Source organism: Aquimarina litoralis (assembly GCF_039523995.1).
In the GTDB taxonomy this organism is placed as follows: Bacteria; Bacteroidota; Bacteroidia; order Flavobacteriales; family Flavobacteriaceae; genus Aquimarina; species Aquimarina litoralis.
Genome location: NZ_BAAAGE010000002.1, coordinates 1,173,097 through 1,190,397, shown reverse-complemented (window position 1 = coordinate 1,190,397; position 17,301 = coordinate 1,173,097). Strand labels below are relative to the sequence as shown.

Annotated in this window: 14 protein-coding genes and 1 other RNA gene; 6 read left to right on the top strand and 9 right to left on the bottom strand. The window is 33.3% G+C overall.

The genetic code is table 11. From position 1 onward, the window contains the following. Positions 1-2: 2 nt before the first annotated feature. Positions 3-1,154, bottom strand: coding sequence for a hypothetical protein (locus ABD077_RS14260; protein WP_343912959.1), 1,152 nt, complete (start codon positions 1,152-1,154; stop codon positions 3-5). A 286-nt stretch (positions 1,155-1,440) separates the two neighbouring features. Here ABD077_RS14260 and ABD077_RS14255 point away from each other — a divergent pair, with 286 nt between their 5' ends. Continuing rightward, a complete protein-coding gene (locus ABD077_RS14255; protein WP_343912957.1) occupies positions 1,441-2,589 on the top strand; it encodes a cysteine desulfurase family protein in 1,149 nt (382 codons plus the stop codon). A gap of 61 nt (positions 2,590-2,650) precedes the next feature. Here ABD077_RS14255 and ABD077_RS14250 read toward each other — a convergent pair whose 3' ends face one another. The 3 genes from ABD077_RS14250 to ABD077_RS14240 form a co-directional block, all read right to left on the bottom strand. After that, a complete protein-coding gene (locus tag ABD077_RS14250) occupies positions 2,651-2,827 on the bottom strand; it encodes a hypothetical protein (RefSeq protein ID WP_343912956.1) in 177 nt (58 codons plus the stop codon). 141 nt (positions 2,828-2,968) lie between these two features. Then, entirely contained in the window at positions 2,969-5,431 is a 2,463-nt protein-coding gene (locus ABD077_RS14245; RefSeq protein WP_343912955.1) for a TonB-dependent receptor, read from the bottom strand. Between the two features lie 13 nt (positions 5,432-5,444). Continuing rightward, a complete protein-coding gene (locus ABD077_RS14240) occupies positions 5,445-7,133 on the bottom strand; it encodes a M23 family metallopeptidase (protein ID WP_343912954.1) in 1,689 nt (562 codons plus the stop codon). 180 nt (positions 7,134-7,313) lie between these two features. Here ABD077_RS14240 and ABD077_RS14235 point away from each other — a divergent pair, with 180 nt between their 5' ends. The 4 genes from ABD077_RS14235 (at position 7,314) to rny (ending at position 9,701) form a co-directional block, all read left to right on the top strand. Then, positions 7,314-7,604 (top strand): hypothetical protein, encoded by a 291-nt coding sequence (locus ABD077_RS14235; RefSeq protein ID WP_425545867.1) that lies wholly within the window; start codon positions 7,314-7,316, stop codon positions 7,602-7,604. A 9-nt stretch (positions 7,605-7,613) separates the two neighbouring features. Next, positions 7,614-7,904, top strand: a complete 291-nt coding sequence (locus ABD077_RS14230; RefSeq protein ID WP_299600118.1) for a cell division protein ZapA — start codon at positions 7,614-7,616, stop codon at positions 7,902-7,904. Between the two features lie 55 nt (positions 7,905-7,959). Beyond that, positions 7,960-8,080, top strand: a non-coding RNA gene (gene ssrS, locus ABD077_RS14225) — 6S RNA. Between the two features lie 55 nt (positions 8,081-8,135). Then, positions 8,136-9,701: a ribonuclease Y gene (rny, locus tag ABD077_RS14220; RefSeq protein WP_343912952.1), complete on the top strand. Its 1,566-nt coding sequence runs from the start codon at positions 8,136-8,138 to the stop codon at positions 9,699-9,701. A gap of 26 nt (positions 9,702-9,727) precedes the next feature. Here rny and ABD077_RS14215 read toward each other — a convergent pair whose 3' ends face one another. From ABD077_RS14215 to ABD077_RS14195, 5 genes are all read right to left on the bottom strand, one after another. Beyond that, positions 9,728-10,147 (bottom strand): hypothetical protein, encoded by a 420-nt coding sequence (locus ABD077_RS14215; protein WP_343912951.1) that lies wholly within the window; start codon positions 10,145-10,147, stop codon positions 9,728-9,730. Between the two features lie 50 nt (positions 10,148-10,197). Then, positions 10,198-10,569 (bottom strand): SpoIIAA family protein, encoded by a 372-nt coding sequence (locus tag ABD077_RS14210; protein WP_343912950.1) that lies wholly within the window; start codon positions 10,567-10,569, stop codon positions 10,198-10,200. A 110-nt stretch (positions 10,570-10,679) separates the two neighbouring features. Next, positions 10,680-11,066 (bottom strand): hypothetical protein, encoded by a 387-nt coding sequence (locus tag ABD077_RS14205; RefSeq protein ID WP_343912949.1) that lies wholly within the window; start codon positions 11,064-11,066, stop codon positions 10,680-10,682. Positions 11,067-11,198: 132 nt separating this feature from the next. Further along, positions 11,199-11,573 carry a hypothetical protein gene (locus tag ABD077_RS14200; protein WP_343912948.1) on the bottom strand — a complete coding sequence of 125 codons (375 nt, stop codon included), beginning with the start codon at positions 11,571-11,573 and terminating at the stop codon, positions 11,199-11,201. A gap of 242 nt (positions 11,574-11,815) precedes the next feature. Beyond that, positions 11,816-14,371 (bottom strand): ATP-dependent Clp protease ATP-binding subunit, encoded by a 2,556-nt coding sequence (locus tag ABD077_RS14195; protein WP_343912947.1) that lies wholly within the window; start codon positions 14,369-14,371, stop codon positions 11,816-11,818. A 383-nt stretch (positions 14,372-14,754) separates the two neighbouring features. On the opposite strand from ABD077_RS14195, the gene gyrA reads away from it, so the two are divergent. Next, the gene (gene gyrA, locus ABD077_RS14190) at positions 14,755-17,301 is read left to right on the top strand and encodes a DNA gyrase subunit A (RefSeq protein WP_343912946.1); all 2,547 of its coding nucleotides are present in this window, start codon (positions 14,755-14,757) and stop codon (positions 17,299-17,301) included.

Sequence of the window (17,301 nt, the reverse complement as noted above, 5' to 3'; positions counted from 1 at the left end):
TTTTAATCATTTTTTGGAGTAGTTATCGATACGGTTTCATCTCTAAAACCAAAAGAAAAATTTTCATCAGTAAACTGATCATTTTCCTCATTAAGAATTAAATTGGTAATGGTAACTGTAGTTCTAAAAATGGTAACTACCGTATTGTCTAATACAGGTAGATTCTCATCGTTTACGTTTACCTGGCCAATAACTGGATCGCTAGTATTATCATCCAGATAATCTGGAAAACCATCACCATCTGTATCTACAGCATTAACAGGATTACCGTTATTATCTGGATTAGCCCCTTCGTTAATTGTATCTATACCATCATTGTCATCATCTTTATCTAAGTAATTTGGTAATCCATCACCATCTGTATCATCGTTCCTCGGATCTCCGTCTCCATTTACGTCTTCGTTTATCGTGTAAATTCCATCTCCATCATCATCAATATCTTTATAATTAGGAATTCCATCTTCATCGCTATCTTCAAATAATTCAGTGCTATTAGGATCTGTGTTACGAAACTCTACACTAGTAAGTACGTTATCATTATCATCATCCTGATCTCTAAAGTCTGGGATCTGATCTCCGTCAGAATCATAATTATCTTCTATACCTAATGAATCGGCTGTTGCATTTTCATTTCTGATTGCGGGGTCATTCATTTCATCATCCAAGTAATTAGGTACTCCATCTCCATCAGGATCAGCTTCTGGATCAATTCCGTCAGGACTTTCTAAATTTGATTCTACACCATCATTATCATCTTCACTAACAATCACATTGGTTATGATAGCTTGTCCTCCTGTTCCAATAAGTTCATCAGTAACACTAATATTGCTGTTTGGGATATTATTACAGTAGTAATCCGCAGTAATAGCAGTGTTAAATTGTCTATAAATAAGATCGTTATTTGTATCTAAATCTAGGTCAATGATAATATCATTTTCCGTTTCTGTTGTTTGAGAATAAGTATCATTAATAAAACGGTAAGCAATCGCCTCATTAACAGAAGTGTTTATTTTAAAAAATACAAATTCGTTAGGTTCTGATCCCTCACAAAGTTGTAGGTTAACATCATCAAATTCAAAACTAGTAACGATAATATCACCATCATCACAAGAAATTATGAATAGAAAGATAAAAACTGATAGAATTTTTTTCACGTTAAATATTTAGAATTAATAACCTTTTTAAAACGTCTGAGATATTTAATCCAATTGACGAACTTGCTATAAAGACGATTAAAATAGTTAGATGTTCCTGATTTGATTAATTTTTTACAAACCTGAGCAAAAATAAAGTAATTGAAAGATTATAACGAGCAGTGTGGAAAATAATTTTATTTGAATTAGATTTGTGCTGTTTAAAATAGGGATATGATAAAATGATGTCCTTATTTGTATGGTTATCGTATTTTTCTATTGGTCAATAACTAAATTTTTAAATTTAATGCAAAAGGTTTATTTTGATAGTGCTGCAACTACCCAATTACGTCCGGAAGTAATTGAGAAAATGACTACCGTGTTAAGAGAAGATTATGGAAACCCATCTTCTACACATGGATTCGGTAGATCTGCAAAGAATCACATTGAACAGGCTAGAAAAAATATAGCTAAATATCTAGGTGTAAAATCTTCGGAAATTATTTTCACATCTGGAGGTACAGAAGCTGATAACCTTGCCTTAAATAGTGCTGTTAGAGATTTAGGAGTGCAGCGTATAATTACTTCTAAAATTGAGCACCATGCAGTGTTACATACTGTACAAGAAATACAGCTTCATACAGCTATAGATGTTCGTTATGTGGATATAAAATCCGATGGTAGTATTGATTATGATCATTTAGAAAGACTATTGTCAGATGCTAGTGCTAAAACATTAGTAAGCTTAATGCACGTGAATAATGAAGTAGGAACAATTTTGGATATTGAAAGGGTGGGAGAGTTATGCAAAGCTAACGAAGCTCTTTTTCATAGTGATATGGTACAATCTATTGGTCATTTAGATGTAAATCTACAGGAGTTAGAAGTAGATTTTACAGCGGTAAGCGCACATAAATTTCATGGTCCGAAAGGAGTAGGTTTTGCTTATATAAAAAAGAATTCAGGACTTAAGCCATTGATTTACGGAGGAGAACAAGAGCGAGGATATCGTGGAGGAACAGAAGGAGTGCATAATATTGTTGGAATGGACGAAGCTTTAAGATTGGCATATGAACATATGGTTGAAGAAAAACAGTATGTTTCAAATCTTAAACAATACTTTGTTGATCAATTAAAAGAACAAATACTAGGGGTTAAATTTAATGCGAATTGTTGTGATTTAGAACATAGTACATATACCTTAATTAATGTATGCTTACCTATCTCACAAGAAAAAGCTGGGATTTTGTTGTTTCAATTGGATATTAAGGGAATTGCTTGCTCCAAAGGGAGCGCTTGTCAAAGTGGAAGTGGAAAAGGATCTCATGTACTGGCAGAAATTTTATCAGAGGAAGATATGCAAAAGCCTTCCGTCCGATTTTCTTTCTCTAAATATAACACCAAAGAGGAAGTAGATTATGTGATAGAGGTTTTAAAAGAGTTTGTAGAAGAATAATTTTTAAAAACAATAAACATTAAAAAGGAGCGACTCATCGCTCCTTTTTGTTTTTAAAATGTTATAATGCAGGGCCCGCAACACAAATATTACCTTTTGGTACAAATCCAATGCAAAGACAAAGAGTGCCATCTAATGAAATTGCTTGCTCGCATGCGCTAAGATTACCTCCATTAATAGATTTTTGAGAGGCTTTGCTAATAGCTTTAAAACTATTGTTCTTTAATAACTTTTGCATAATAAAAATTTAATAAAATTAGAATATCCCACTTTTTATAGACATTGAGAATTCCTGTCTATAGAAACATTCCAATTATTATTATTTGTTATTATTAGTAAAAGTTAATTTTTTGTTAAAGAGGTGTTTTGAGATTAGATTCTAAAACCTCATTCCTAAGCGCACATTAAAAACACGTTGTGTTAAGAAGTTTGGAATCGAAAACTGACGCTGAGAAGCAGCATCCCTAACAAACGTATTTGTAATCGAATTTAGATTGTCAAAAAGGTTAAAAATTTCGAATCCAATACTTAAGTCTTTGAAGTTATTGAAAAAACTCCCTTCCTTTCTTCTAATTTTATTATCCACTATAATATAAGAAAACCCTAGATCTGCTCTTCTATAATCTCGTAAACGTGTTTGGAAATCATAAGGGTCTGCATTAGTAGGGGAGCCGCCTGGTACTCCAGTTTGATAAACGAGATTAAGATACGCTTTTAGATTTGGAATCGTCGGGACATAATCCTGAAACAATGCTCCAATCTTAATCCTTTGATCGGTAGGTCTAGCAATATAACCTCTGTTATCTAAGTTTTCTTCAGTCTTTAATAAGCCTAAACTAAACCAACTTTCTGTTCCTGGAACGAATTCTCCGTTTAATCTTAGATCAAAACCAGCTGCATAAGCTTCGGCATTATTGTTTGCTCTATATCGGATACGAACATTTTCTATAGTGTATGAATTGACATCTGTTAATTTTTTATAATAAAGTTCCGTTGTAAGCTTAAAAGGTCTTTTCCATAAATTAAAACTGTAATCATTTCCCGCAACAATATGAATTGACTGTTGCGCCTTTACATCGGGTTGCACAGTTCCTTGGAGATCTCTTAATTCTCTGTAAAAAGGAGGTTGATGATACCATCCTCCAGAAAGTCGAAATATCATGTCTGATTTCCAATCAGGTTTGATAGCAACTTGTGCTCTAGGACTGAAAACTGTCTGGGAAGAACTGCTAATTCCTTCACCTGATACATTCCAATTATGAGCTCTAACTCCTATATTAGCCCAAATTTCGTGATCCTTAACGTTTGTGCGTAAACTATACTGAGCATATCCAGAAAAACGGTCAATATTTACCATATTAGTTGCTCTTACACTGCTAAAAGGTACAATAGGACTTGCATTTGGATTATAAGGTTGATCATTCACAAAAGTCCCTGGTGGGCGGATCGAAAACCCTGCGGAATCGATCACTTCAAATTCTTGAATTCTGTCTCTAATATCCTCCGAAGTATATTTTACACCCCAATCAAATTGATGCTCATCAGCAATATAAGTACCTTTGTGCTCTATATTAAAAATTAACGCATCCAGATCATTTCTGGCATGAGTTAGTTGTGATCCAACACCTTGATTAAATTCTGCTTCTCCCAGGTTTTCACCTCCAATATCAGTATTTACGGTCCCGAGAAAATAAGCTGCAAATATGTCGAAATACTCTTGTTCTTGTGTATGGTATGCTGACCCTATTAATTTCAATGTCAAATTCTCATTCGCTTGATAGGTTCCTTTTAAAGCCCCAAAGTATGTTTGATAACGATCTCTTTCCTGTCCATCATAAAAAACAGTTAACGCAATTGGATCGGTAATAGGCCCAAAATTGGTTCTTCTGGTAAGTGGTTCATAATCATATCTATTTATAGCTATATTTCCTAGAAATCCAAGTTCAAACTTCTTTGATAAGTTATAAGAAAGATAGGTTTGTACATCCGCAAATCGAGGTCTAAAATTGGTTTCAGTTTGTCTAGCGTCAACAAGTAAGCTATTATCTCTATATCTTACACCAACCACACCAGCAAATTTCTTGTCTTTTGTAATGCCTCCAGCAGATATGCTCCCTCCAAGTAGACTTAAATCAGCAGATAAATCAAATCGTGTAGGTCTTCTGTAGGTAATATCTAACACTGATGATAATTTATCTCCATATTTTGACTGGAAACCACCAGCTGAAAAATCTACATTTCTTACCAAATCAGTATTTACAAAACTTAGACCTTCCTGTTGTCCAGATCTAATTAAAAAAGGTCTATATACTTCAATTTCATTAACATAAACTAGGTTTTCGTCAAAATTACCTCCTCGTACGGCATATTGTGTACTTAATTCATTATTGGAGCTTACTCCAGGCAGTGTTTTAAGAAGTCCTTCTACACCAGCGTTAGCAGAAGGAGTAATCCGAATAGTTTCTGGATCCAATGTTGTGATGCCTTCTACGGCTTTTCGTTCTCTTCCAGTAATAATTACTTCACTTATTTGTTCGAATTCCGTCTTTAACACGGGATTCAATTCATATTCTTGGTTTTCTTGTAAGTTAATAGTAAAAGTGATGTCTTTGAGTCCAACGTGACTAATTTTGATGGTAATATCTTTGTTGGCTGGAATACTTAATATATAAACACCATTTTCATCAGTTTTGGTGCCAGATGTTTCATAAGATACATTTGCATTAGCAACAGGTCTGTTGGATTCGTCTAGAACCACACCTTTTACAACAGCTTCTTGCGCTATAATGGAATGACTTAAAATAACAAGAAGAAAAACAAAAAGAACGGGTAGATTTTTCAAAGAGTATTTGTATTTACGGTTTTCTAAAGAATGTTGTTTCAAAAGTAGTATTATTTCCTACTTTATCTAACACGATAAGTTTGAATTTATTTTCTGTCTCTGAAATTATTTTATCATTAAAATCATAAACGAGCATTCCGGTTTTGTAATCATATTCCATTAATATAAATTTACCGTTGATCGTGGCACGATAACTTTTAATTCCGGAATCTGTATCATCGATTTTAATTTTCAAGAAATTGGCTTTTGATATCCATTTTTTGTCAGAAACATTAATAGGTACGATAGTTGGTTTTTCTGTATCTGCGAATAATGAATAACTTCCTAAAGTTCTTGTTCTGGCAGAAAATCGATTTCCTTTCTTATTTGTTTTTACATGATAATGTTTATCGTTATAACCAAGTCTTCCTATGTATAACTTTTTCTTATCTGTTTCGCTATAGTTGGAAACATCAAATACTATAGTCATATTCTTATGCAATGGAATTTCATCTTCATGGATTTTAATAGTGTCCCCATTTACACTAATATCCAAGTAAGCTTCTTCATATAGACTACCTTTGGGGATATATAGGTCGAATATGCCGGAGTTGTGCGTGAAGTTTTCAGAAGTCTTTACAAGGTAGGGAGTTTTTGGAGTTTCTTTTTCAATAATTTTTTCCATTTGTCTTCCTTGTATAGGAATACTAATTTGGGTAGTATTATCTTTAAAATCTTTTACAAATACCTTTGCAGTGTAGGATAAGCTGTCTTCGACGTGAAAGATACCTTTGTCAATAGTGTTATTATAAATGCTAAGTGGATTGTTTTTTTCAATAAATAATTTTATTATTTTGCTTTTGTTCTTTTTGTAATGGGTGTAATCTATTAATCGATTTATATAGCGTGTTTCAGAAAAAGAAAACCGTTTCATTTCCATTGAAAAGTTTTCCTGACCATTGATTTCGGTAGTGATTTTATAAACTCCGTTTTTATTAGCAGCAAGATTTTGTTGGTCAATCGTGGATACTCCAATACCAAGTTTTCCAATGGCAGTAACACCTTCGGCTTTAAAATTTCCATTTTCTAAAGGAATTAATCTGAGTTTCGTGGGTTTTTTAGTTCCATTAATATGCGCATTTTTATCTAGACTATAAAGCCAAAGACTATTTATAGTAGGCTTTTTAGTGTCCTTAACATCTATTCCAAATAGCATTGGGTTCATCGGACGAGCTTTGGCATCTCTTATTTCAAAATGCAAGTGTGGACCTCCGCTTCCTCCCGTGTTTCCGCTATAAGCCATGACCTCACCTTTGGTAACCGACAAGGTGCCAGCTTTTGGAAAAAGCTCTATTTCGTATGATTCTTTTGCGTATTGTCGCTTCTTTATATAAGCTTCTATTTCTGGTGCGAATTTCTGAAGATGGGCATATACACTAGTATATCCATTAGGGTGCGAGATATAAATTGCTTTTCCATATCCAAAATGAGAAATTTTTATCCTATTAACAGTACCACTGGCAGCTGCATATACAGGTAAGCCTTCTTCTCCATTAGTTCTTAGGTCTAAACCAGAATGGAAATGATTAGATCTTAACTCACCATAAGTACCAGAAGAAGCTAAAGGAATATCCAAAGGATTTGAAAAATAATCGGTAGGAATGTTCTTTTGACCGTGCCCAATGGTAAAACTGAGTGTCAATAATAATGTAAATACTCGCATAGGAGGTAAATGTAAATATTTAAGGATTAAAATTAAAGTGATGGTGGATGAAAAACTAAAAGTCTATAAATTAATTACTTGATTCACCAGATCTTTGACCTTTAAAATTAGTTTAAAAACTATTGGGTTTTTTCAATTGGTATGTTAACTTTGTGTAACGAAGTATTGCGTAAAATTATAATGAGTAATTTGATCGAAATTGTTGATTCTCTTGAGAATAGGATTAGTAAGCTGCTCCATAAATACGATTTATTGAAGCAGCAAAATACCAATCTTAAGGAAAAAATAAAGAATTTGGAATCTAATTCTGAAGTTCAGAACGATCAATTAAAGCAGTGGGAAGAAAAATTCAGTGCACTCAAAAATGCTAACGCAATGCTCGGCAGTGACGAATATAAAAGGGAAACCAAGCTCAAAATAAATGCCTTAATAAGAGAGATAGATGTCTGTATAGCACAGCTATCCGAGTGATAAAAGAATATGGCAGACAAATTAAAAATCAAATTATCAGTTGCGGATAGAGTATATCCATTAACAATCAAGCCAGATCAGGAAGAAGGTTTGCGTAAAGCTGCTAAGAAGATTGAAGCCATGATAAAGCAATTTGAGCAAAGTTATGCTGTTAGAGATAAGCAGGATGTATTAGCAATGTGTGCTTTACAGTTTGCTGCACAAGTAGAACAAAAGGTTATAGATAAAGATAGTGATGAAATAAATGTAACAGGAAGGCTCAATGCCTTAAATGATTTGTTACAAGATCACCTATCATAAACGTTCATTAAAATAAATAAGGTTACTGCCTGCACTAGTTGTTATTTTTTGATAAACTCAACAAGAATTATTTTAAAAAGGGTGAGTTTAAGTTGTAAAAGCATGCCGTGCTGATTGTTTCAGTTTCACGGATCCTTGACCAGCTTGTTAGCCCTAAACCTGTTTTTACAGAGTTTATACAAAACCCAAACTAGTGCAGGCTTTTTTTATATATAAACACTAACTAAAATTATGGATAACATTATATTTTTGATTATTGCTGCGGTTGCAGGTTTAGTGATAGGTTTTATTATCGCTAAAGTATTGGAGCGCAATAAAGCCTCAGAAATTGTCAAAAACGCAAAGAAGACTTCACAGAGTATTATTAGAGATGCTAAAAGCGAAGGAGAAACAATTAAAAAAGATAAAATTCTTCAGGCAAAAGAGAAATTTATAGAGCTTAAATCAGAGCATGAAAAAGTAATTTTATCTCGTGATAAGAAGATGGCAGAAGCCGAAAAAAGAACAAGGGATAAAGAATCTCAGGTTTCTAATGAACTTTCTAAAGGCAAAAAGCTAAACGCAGAATTAGAGCAGAAGATTAAAGATTATAATCATAGGAATGACTATCTTGAGAAAAAACAAGGTGAGTTGAAAAAGCTTCATAAAAGTCAGGTACAGCAATTAGAAGTAATATCAGGGTTGTCTGCTGATGATGCGAAAGAACAGCTTATAGAATCTTTAAAAGAACAAGCTAAAACAGATTCTATGGCTTTAATTCAAGATACCATAGAAGAAGCTAAGCTTACAGCACAACAAGAAGCTAAGAAAGTTATTATAAATACAATCCAAAGAATCGGTACAGAGGAAGCTATTGAGAATTGTGTGTCTGTTTTTAATATAGAAAGTGATGATGTGAAAGGACGTATTATTGGACGTGAAGGTCGAAACATCAGAGCTATCGAGGCTGCTACAGGTGTAGAAATTATTGTAGACGATACACCAGAAGCAATTATTTTATCATGTTTTGACTCTGTACGAAGAGAGGTTGCTAGGCTTTCTTTACATAAATTAGTTACTGATGGTAGAATACATCCGGCACGAATTGAAGAAATAGTAAAGAAGACAAGAAAGCAGATCGATGAAGAAATTATAGAAGTGGGTAAAAGAACCGTTATCGATCTTGGTATTCATGGATTACATCCTGAACTTATAAAAACTGTTGGAAGAATGAAATACCGTTCTTCTTATGGACAGAACCTGTTACAGCACTCCAGAGAAGTGGCTAAACTTTGTGGGGTAATGGCAGCTGAGTTAGGGCTCAATCCTAAATTAGCTAAGCGTGCCGGTCTATTACATGATATTGGTAAAGTACCAGATACAGAAACAGAAGTACCTCATGCGATTTTAGGAATGCAATGGGCGGAGAAATATGGAGAAAAACCAGATGTATGTAATGCTATTGGTGCGCACCATGATGAGATCGAAATGACAGCATTGATATCACCAATTGTTCAGGTGTGTGATGCCATTAGTGGTGCTAGACCGGGTGCACGTAGACAAGTTTTAGATTCTTACATCCAACGATTAAAGGATCTGGAGGATATAGCATTTGGATTTAGTGGAGTTAAGAAAGCTTATGCGATACAAGCTGGTAGAGAGTTACGTGTAATTGTTGAAAGTGAAAAGGTAAATGACGAAAGAGCGGCTAGCTTATCATTTGAAATTTCTCAGAAAATACAAACGGATATGACCTATCCAGGGCAAGTTAAAATTACAGTGATAAGAGAAACTAGGGCTGTAAATATAGCAAAGTAAAAAAGCACAAAATTATAAAAAGGGCATCATTTGATGCTCTTTTTTTGTTTGTCCTTTGGAGTTATAGTTTTGTAAGGATGTTTTTTTATCAATTGATCTTTCCAAGTTAAAGCTGATTCCAAATCATCAAATCTCTTAAATTCTTTTTTGAAGAACTTCTTTTCGTATTTGGTTAGAGTTTTTTGAATTGGATCATTTGATACCACCGCAAACCCCAAAAGAGAAGGAATTTTTGCGGTTTTGATATATACAATTGGATCTACAGAATACGAATTAATTCGGTTTGTTATATAGACAAAGGGAATGTTTTTAAAATGTTTCTCAGCTATTCTTATTAGGATAGCATTATTTTCAACCGAAACAACGATTCCTTCGTGCATTGTGGCCAATACATAATCATCATGTATTTCTAAGTCACAAAAATCTAATTCGTAAGATCTAATCATATGGGGAGTTTTCTCAATGTTGTATAAAATAAATGAATTATTTTCTTAAATCATAAACTATTTAATATTTTGTTTTTCCATATTAGAGCATCTTTTATATTATTGAAGTATGCTATTTCTTTATTAAAAAATTTACTTTCGAGTTCTGTTAGTTTTTTTTGTCTATGATTTTTTGATACGATTGCAATGCCTTTTAATGTGTCAATTTTTGTAGTTTCATGATAAACGGTAGGGTCAACGGCATAATTGTTTATCCTGTTAGAGATGTAAATAAATGACTTATTGTTAAAGTATTTTATAACAAATTCTAATAGTAGGTTATTATGTTCAGGCATGACTAAAAAGCCTTCGGAAATTGTATTTTTAAGATAATCTTGATGTATTTCTACTCTAGCGAAACCTAAATCATAGTATTTTGTCATATTTCATTTCAAAACTATTATTTAAGTATGGTTAATTTAGTATAATTTACAACAAAACTATTACTTATAAAAATTTTAAGTTTTTTGTATTCTAGAAATCAAGGGAATTTTTAAGCTAATGGTTTTGAATAATTTTGTAGTAATTCGTCTTTCCATATTAAAGCTGATTCTATGTCATCAAATCTTTTTAATTCTTTACTAAAAAAAACTTGTTCAAGTTTAATTTGTTTTTCTTGTAGAGGATCTTTAGATACAACAGCAAACCCCAGTAAATTACAGATTTTTGCGGTTTCTAAATATATGGTAGGATCTACGGCATAAGAATTAATACGATGAGTAATGTATAAAAATGGTTTATTTTTGAAATGCTTTTCTACCATTTCTAGTAAAACATTATTGTGTTTTGGGGTTATAGTTATTCCTTCATTTATAATAGATTTAATATAATCCTCATAAATTTCGATAAGCCCAAAATTTAGTTGATAGGTGGCAATCATTAGGGGTATTTTTGGTGGAGCAAATATATAGTTTAGGAATTAAAAACTATAGTTTTTTGATTAAAATTTTGGGATTTTTCCCTTGTTTGGATTCTTTTTTTTGATGATCTTTTTACGGTTGTTTCAAATGCTTTAATCTTGTCTTTTAAGAAGTTCCTCTTTCCAGATTAATGCAGATTTCATATCATGAAAGTGCTTAAGTTCTTTATTAAAGAACGTTTTTTCGATTTGCGTCTGGTTTATTTGAAGAGGACTATCGGAGACTACAGCAAGGCCAACTAATGTTTTAATTTTTGCTGTTTCAAAATATACCGTTGGATTGATAGAGTAGGAGTGTAATCTATGAGAAATATATACGAAAGGTTTGTTTTTGAAATGGTTCTCGACCATTTCTAAAAGTGTATTATTATCTTCAGGGGATACTGTGATTCCTTCATTAATGACCACTCTCATGTAATCATCGTATATCTCTGCCAGACCAAAATCTGTTTTATAAAAGGTAATCATTAGTTTTTGTTTGTTTCAAGTAAAGATATGTTTTTAAAGTATGAAACAGTAAGTTTTTTCCGTAATTCGATGAGAGGATGAAAATTTTATGAAGTGTTTAAGTTGCTTCAATTATTAGTTTTAAAGAATTATAAGTTTCGGCGATTACCAATCAATAAAAAAGACTTCTTTGTTAAAAGAAGTCTTTTTTATAAGTATAATTTTTATAGTTCAATTCTTTTCCTTCTTGGATAGAAATGCTATTAAGATTCGGTAGATTCCTCTGTTTTATCTATTCTTATGGTTAATTCATTAGAATTATCATCCAAATCCATAAAAATGCTATCACCTTCTTGTAATTGAGCATTGATAATTTCTTCAGCCAATGCGTCTTCAATATATTTTTGGATAGCTCTCTTTAATGGTCTAGCTCCATATTGCTTATCAAATCCTTTCTCGGTAATATAATCCTTAGCTTTTTCGCTTAAAGATAAATCGTATCCTAATCCTTTAATTCTTCCGTATAGTTTCTGTAATTCTATATCGATAATTTTATGGATATCTTCTCGTTCAAGAGCATTGAACACAATAACATCATCAACTCTATTTAAGAACTCTGGTGCAAAAGCTTTTTTCAAAGCATTTTCAATAACTCCTTTTGCATAGCTATCAGATTGTGTTTTCTTAGCTGTAGTTCCAAAACCAACACCTTGTCCAAAATCTTTAAGTTTACGCGCTCCGATATTTGAGGTCATAATAATGATGGCATTTCTAAAATCAATTTTGCGTCCAAGACTATCTGTTAAATATCCATCATCAAGTACTTGTAGCATCATATTGAAAACATCTGGGTGTGCTTTCTCAATTTCGTCAAGTAATACAACTGCATAAGGTTTTCTTCTCACTTTTTCTGTAAGTTGTCCACCTTCTTCATATCCTACATATCCTGGAGGAGCACCAATAAGTCTGGAAACTGCGAATTTCTCCATGTATTCACTCATGTCTATTCTGATTAGCGTGTCTTCACTATCAAAAAGCTCTTTGGCTAATACTTTTGCTAATTGCGTTTTTCCTACTCCTGTTTGACCTAAGAAAATAAATGAACCTATTGGTTTGTTAGGGTCTTTTAGGCCCGCGCGATTACGCTGAATAGCTTTTACAACTTTAGAAACTGCTTCGTCTTGACCAATTACTTTACCTTTTATTAGATTTGGTAATTCTGCAAGTTTGTTGCTTTCCGTTTGTGCGATTCTATTTACAGGTATCCCGGTCATCATAGAAACTACATCTGCTACATTTTCTTCATCTACAGTTTCTTTATGAAGCTTGGAGTCTTTTTCCCATTGTTCCTGTGCTTGTGCTAATTCTTTTTCTAGATTTTTTTCATCATCTCTTAGCTTAGCAGCTTCTTCATATTTTTGTTTTTTGACAACGCTATTCTTAAGCTCTCTAACCTCTTCCAACTTTTTTTCTAGATCTAATATCTTTTTAGGAACATCGATATTAGTAATATGAACTCGCGAACCGGCCTCGTCTAAAGCATCAATTGCTTTGTCTGGTAAGAATCGATCAGTCATATATCTATTCGTAAGTTTTACACAAGCTTCAATAGCACTGTCCGTATAACTTACATTATGATGCTCTTCATATTTTTCCTTAATGTTATTAAGTATTTCTATGGTTTCCTCAATGTTAGTAGGTTCAACTATAACTTTTTGGAAACGTCTTTCTAAGGCACCATCTTTTTCGATGTATTGTCTATACTCATCTAAGGTAGTTGCACCAATACATTGTATTTCTCCTCTAGCTAAAGCAGGTTTGAACATATTGGACGCGTCAAGGCTTCCAGTGGCGCCTCCTGCACCAACGATGGTATGAATTTCATCTATGAAAAGAATAATATCATCATTCTTCTCTAATTCATTCATAACCGCTTTCATACGTTCTTCAAACTGTCCTCTATATTTGGTACCAGCTACTAAACTAGCTAAATCTAAAGTAACTACACGTTTATCGAAAAGGATTCTAGAAACTTTTCTCTTAACTATTCGTAGCGCCAATCCTTCAGCTATAGCTGATTTTCCAACACCAGGTTCTCCAATAAGAAGAGGGTTGTTTTTCTTTCTTCTACTGAGTATTTGAGAAACTCTTTCAATTTCCTTCGTTCTACCAACAACGGGATCTAATTTTCCTTCTTCTGCCATAGCAGTAAGGTCTCTTCCAAAATTATCTAATACAGGCGTTTTAGATTTTTTGTTGGTTTTAGCACCGCCAGTTGGTGAATTAAAGGGATTTTCTTTTGAAGCATCTCCTGCCATATCATCATCATCAGAAAATGATTCAGCTTTTGGATCTTCTGTGTATTCGTCTTCGTTAGCAATCATAAATTTAAATTGATCTTTAACATTATCATAATCTACTTTAAGCTTGTTAAGTAACTTAGTAGTAGGGTCATTTTCGTTTCTTAAAATACATAACAACAAGTGCGCTGTATTGATAGACGAGCTTTGAAATAGCTTTGCTTCCAGAAAGGTTGTTTTTAAAGCTCTTTCAGCCTGTCTTGTTAAATGTAGGTTCTTTTTTTCGTTAGTAGCTATTGCTACATTGGGGTTTGCGGGGCTTAGAATTTCAACTTTTCTTCTCAAATTCGTTAGATCGATATCCAACGCATCAAGTATACTAATTGCTTTTCCACTTCCATCTCGCAACAGTCCTAACATAAGATGTTCTGTTCCAATAAAGTCGTGCCCTAGTCTTAAGGCTTCTTCCTTACTATAAGCGATAACATCTTTTACTCTTGGTGAAAAATTATCATCCATATAATTAGCTTCTTTCTTTTTCTCTGTGTTCTTTATTACTAAATATAGTAATTTTTAAAATTACTTTGTCAAAAACTATTCCTTTTAACCATACTTTACAAATAAGCTGACATAATATCCAGCCTGTGTCATACTTTTTTCAAAAAAAGATATTTTAATATGTCAAGTTTTAGAAAATGACAAAAAACTTTTTTGTTTTCCGAGTAAATAGACGAAAAAAGGATTAATAATCAAAATCTATATTTATTGACTTATTAACCATTTGGGTCGTTTAAGTTGTTAATAAATTACGTATATTACAAAGACTATATGCTGTTAAAACCGTCTTAATTTACTTAAATTAGCGCGTTTAATAAAATCAATTTTAGAATAAAATAATTTTTATGGCAGAAGGAGAAAAGCTAATACCTATCAACATAGAAGATGAGATGAAGTCTGCTTACATTGATTATTCAATGTCTGTGATTGTATCACGAGCACTTCCGGATGTAAGAGATGGACTCAAGCCTGTGCATAGGAGAGTTCTCTACGGTATGTATGAGTTAGGTGTAAGAGCAAATAGTGCTCATAAAAAGTCAGCCAGAATAGTAGGGGAAGTACTAGGTAAATATCACCCACACGGTGATACTTCGGTATATGACACAATGGTTCGTATGGCTCAGGAATGGAGTTTACGATACATGTTAGTGGATGGTCAAGGAAACTTTGGGTCTGTTGATGGAGATAGCCCAGCAGCAATGCGATATACAGAGGCTAGAATGCGAAAGATTTCTGAAGATATGCTTGCGGATATCGAAAAAGAAACGGTAGATCATACGTTTAACTTTGATGACACCTTACAGGAGCCAACGGTATTGCCAAGTAGGGTTCCTGGATTATTAATTAATGGAGCTTCTGGTATTGCAGTAGGAATGGCTACAAATATGCCTCCACATAATTTAAGCGAGGTTGTAGATGGAACGATAGCCTACATCGATAATAATGATATTGAGATTGACGAACTCATACAACATATAAAAGCACCAGATTTTCCTACTGGTGGAATTATATATGGTTATGATGGAGTGAGAGAAGCTTTTAAAACTGGTAGAGGCAGAATCGTAATGAGAGCCAAAGCAAGTTTTGAAGAGGTGAATGGAAGAGAATGTATTATTGTGTCTGAAATACCTTATCAGGTAAATAAGGCAGACATGATTAAGAAAACAGCAGATCTTATTAACGATAAGAAGATCGATGGTATTTCCTCTATTAGAGATGAATCCGATAGAAAAGGTATGCGTATTGTATACATTCTTAAGAGAGATGCGATTCCTAATATAGTATTAAATCTTTTATATAAGTATACTGCTTTGCAATCTTCTTTTAGTGTAAATAATATCGCACTAGTACAGGGAAGGCCTCAGTTATTGAATGTAAAAGATATGATTCATTATTTTGTAGAACACAGACACGATGTGGTTGTGCGAAGAACAAAATATGAATTAAGAAAGGCAGAAGAAAGAGCTCATATCCTAGAAGGTTTAATTATCGCTTCAGATAATATTGATGAAGTAATCAAATTAATTAGGGCATCGTCAAATGCAGACGAAGCGCGAGAAAAGTTGATAAAACGATTCAAGCTGACCGAAATTCAGGCGAAAGCGATTGTTGAAATGCGTCTGCGTCAGTTGACAGGACTAGAGCAAGATAAGCTGCGTGCGGAGTATGAGGAATTAATGAAGACTATAGAAGATCTTAAAGATATTCTCGATAAGAAAGAACGTAGAATGGATATCATCAAAGAAGAACTTCTTGAGGTGAAAGAAAAGTATGGTGATGATCGTCGTTCTCAAATAGAATATGCTGGAGGTGATCTTAGTATAGAAGATATGATTCCAAACGAGAAAGTGGTAATTACAATTTCTCATGCTGGATATATTAAGAGAACATCTCTTACTGAATATAAGAAACAAAATAGAGGAGGAGTAGGTCAAAAAGGTAGTACTACGCGTAATGAAGATTTCTTAGAACATCTTTTTGTTGGTACGAATCACCAATATATGTTATTCTTTACTCAAAAAGGAAAATGTTTCTGGATGCGCGTGTATGAAATACCAGAAGGAAGTAAAACTTCTAAAGGTAGAGCTATCCAAAATCTAATTAATATTGAAAATGATGATAAGGTAAAAGCTTTTATCTGTACGCAAGATCTTAAAGATGAGGAGTATATTAATTCTCATTATGTTATCATGGCAACTAAAAAGGGTCAAGTTAAAAAGACCTTGTTAGAGCAATATTCTAGACCTAGAACTAACGGTATTAATGCTATTACTATTAAGGACAATGACGAATTACTTGAAGCGAAACTAACAAATGGTAAAAGCCAAGTAATGCTTGCGGTAAAATCTGGTAAAGCTATACGTTTTGAAGAAGAGAAAACCAGACCTATGGGTAGAGGTGCGTCTGGAGTTAGAGGAATTCGCTTAGCAGATGATACTGACGAAGTAATAGGTATGGTGGCTGTAAACGATATGGAAAGTAATATTCTTGTTGTTTCCGAAAATGGTTATGGAAAGCGTTCTAGTTTAGAAGATTATAGAATAACTAATAGAGGAGGAAAAGGTGTTAAAACAATATCCGTTACTGATAAAACCGGAAAACTAGTTGCCATTAAAAATGTAACAGATGCCGATGACCTTATGATTATCAATAAATCGGGGATTGCTATAAGACTTTCTGTAGAAGATCTTAGGGTTATGGGAAGAGCCACTCAAGGAGTTCGATTAATTAATCTTAAAGGGAAAGATTCTATTGCAGCGGTAGCAAAAGTTATGCAGGAAGAAGAGGATGTTGATAATATTGATGAGAATATTGAAGAAATTGATATATCTTTGCAAAATGGAAACGATGCCAATGATGGCACGGCAATTGATGAAACAAAAGAAGAATAA

Coding starts and splice junctions, on each gene's coding strand:
- ABD077_RS14195 (WP_343912947.1), bottom strand. CDS start 14,371: ATGGATGATAATTTTTCACCAAGAGTAAAAGATGTTATCGCTTATAGT.
- ABD077_RS14240 (WP_343912954.1), bottom strand. CDS start 7,133: ATGCGAGTATTTACATTATTATTGACACTCAGTTTTACCATTGGGCAC.
- ABD077_RS14215 (WP_343912951.1), bottom strand. CDS start 10,147: ATGATTAGATCTTACGAATTAGATTTTTGTGACTTAGAAATACATGAT.
- ABD077_RS14250 (WP_343912956.1), bottom strand. CDS start 2,827: ATGCAAAAGTTATTAAAGAACAATAGTTTTAAAGCTATTAGCAAAGCC.
- ABD077_RS14210 (WP_343912950.1), bottom strand. CDS start 10,569: ATGACAAAATACTATGATTTAGGTTTCGCTAGAGTAGAAATACATCAA.
- rny (WP_343912952.1), top strand. CDS start 8,136: ATGGATAACATTATATTTTTGATTATTGCTGCGGTTGCAGGTTTAGTG.
- ABD077_RS14230 (WP_299600118.1), top strand. CDS start 7,614: ATGGCAGACAAATTAAAAATCAAATTATCAGTTGCGGATAGAGTATAT.
- ABD077_RS14200 (WP_343912948.1), bottom strand. CDS start 11,573: ATGATTACCTTTTATAAAACAGATTTTGGTCTGGCAGAGATATACGAT.
- ABD077_RS14255 (WP_343912957.1), top strand. CDS start 1,441: ATGCAAAAGGTTTATTTTGATAGTGCTGCAACTACCCAATTACGTCCG.
- ABD077_RS14205 (WP_343912949.1), bottom strand. CDS start 11,066: ATGATTGCCACCTATCAACTAAATTTTGGGCTTATCGAAATTTATGAG.
- gyrA (WP_343912946.1), top strand. CDS start 14,755: ATGGCAGAAGGAGAAAAGCTAATACCTATCAACATAGAAGATGAGATG.
- ABD077_RS14235 (WP_425545867.1), top strand. CDS start 7,314: ATGAGTAATTTGATCGAAATTGTTGATTCTCTTGAGAATAGGATTAGT.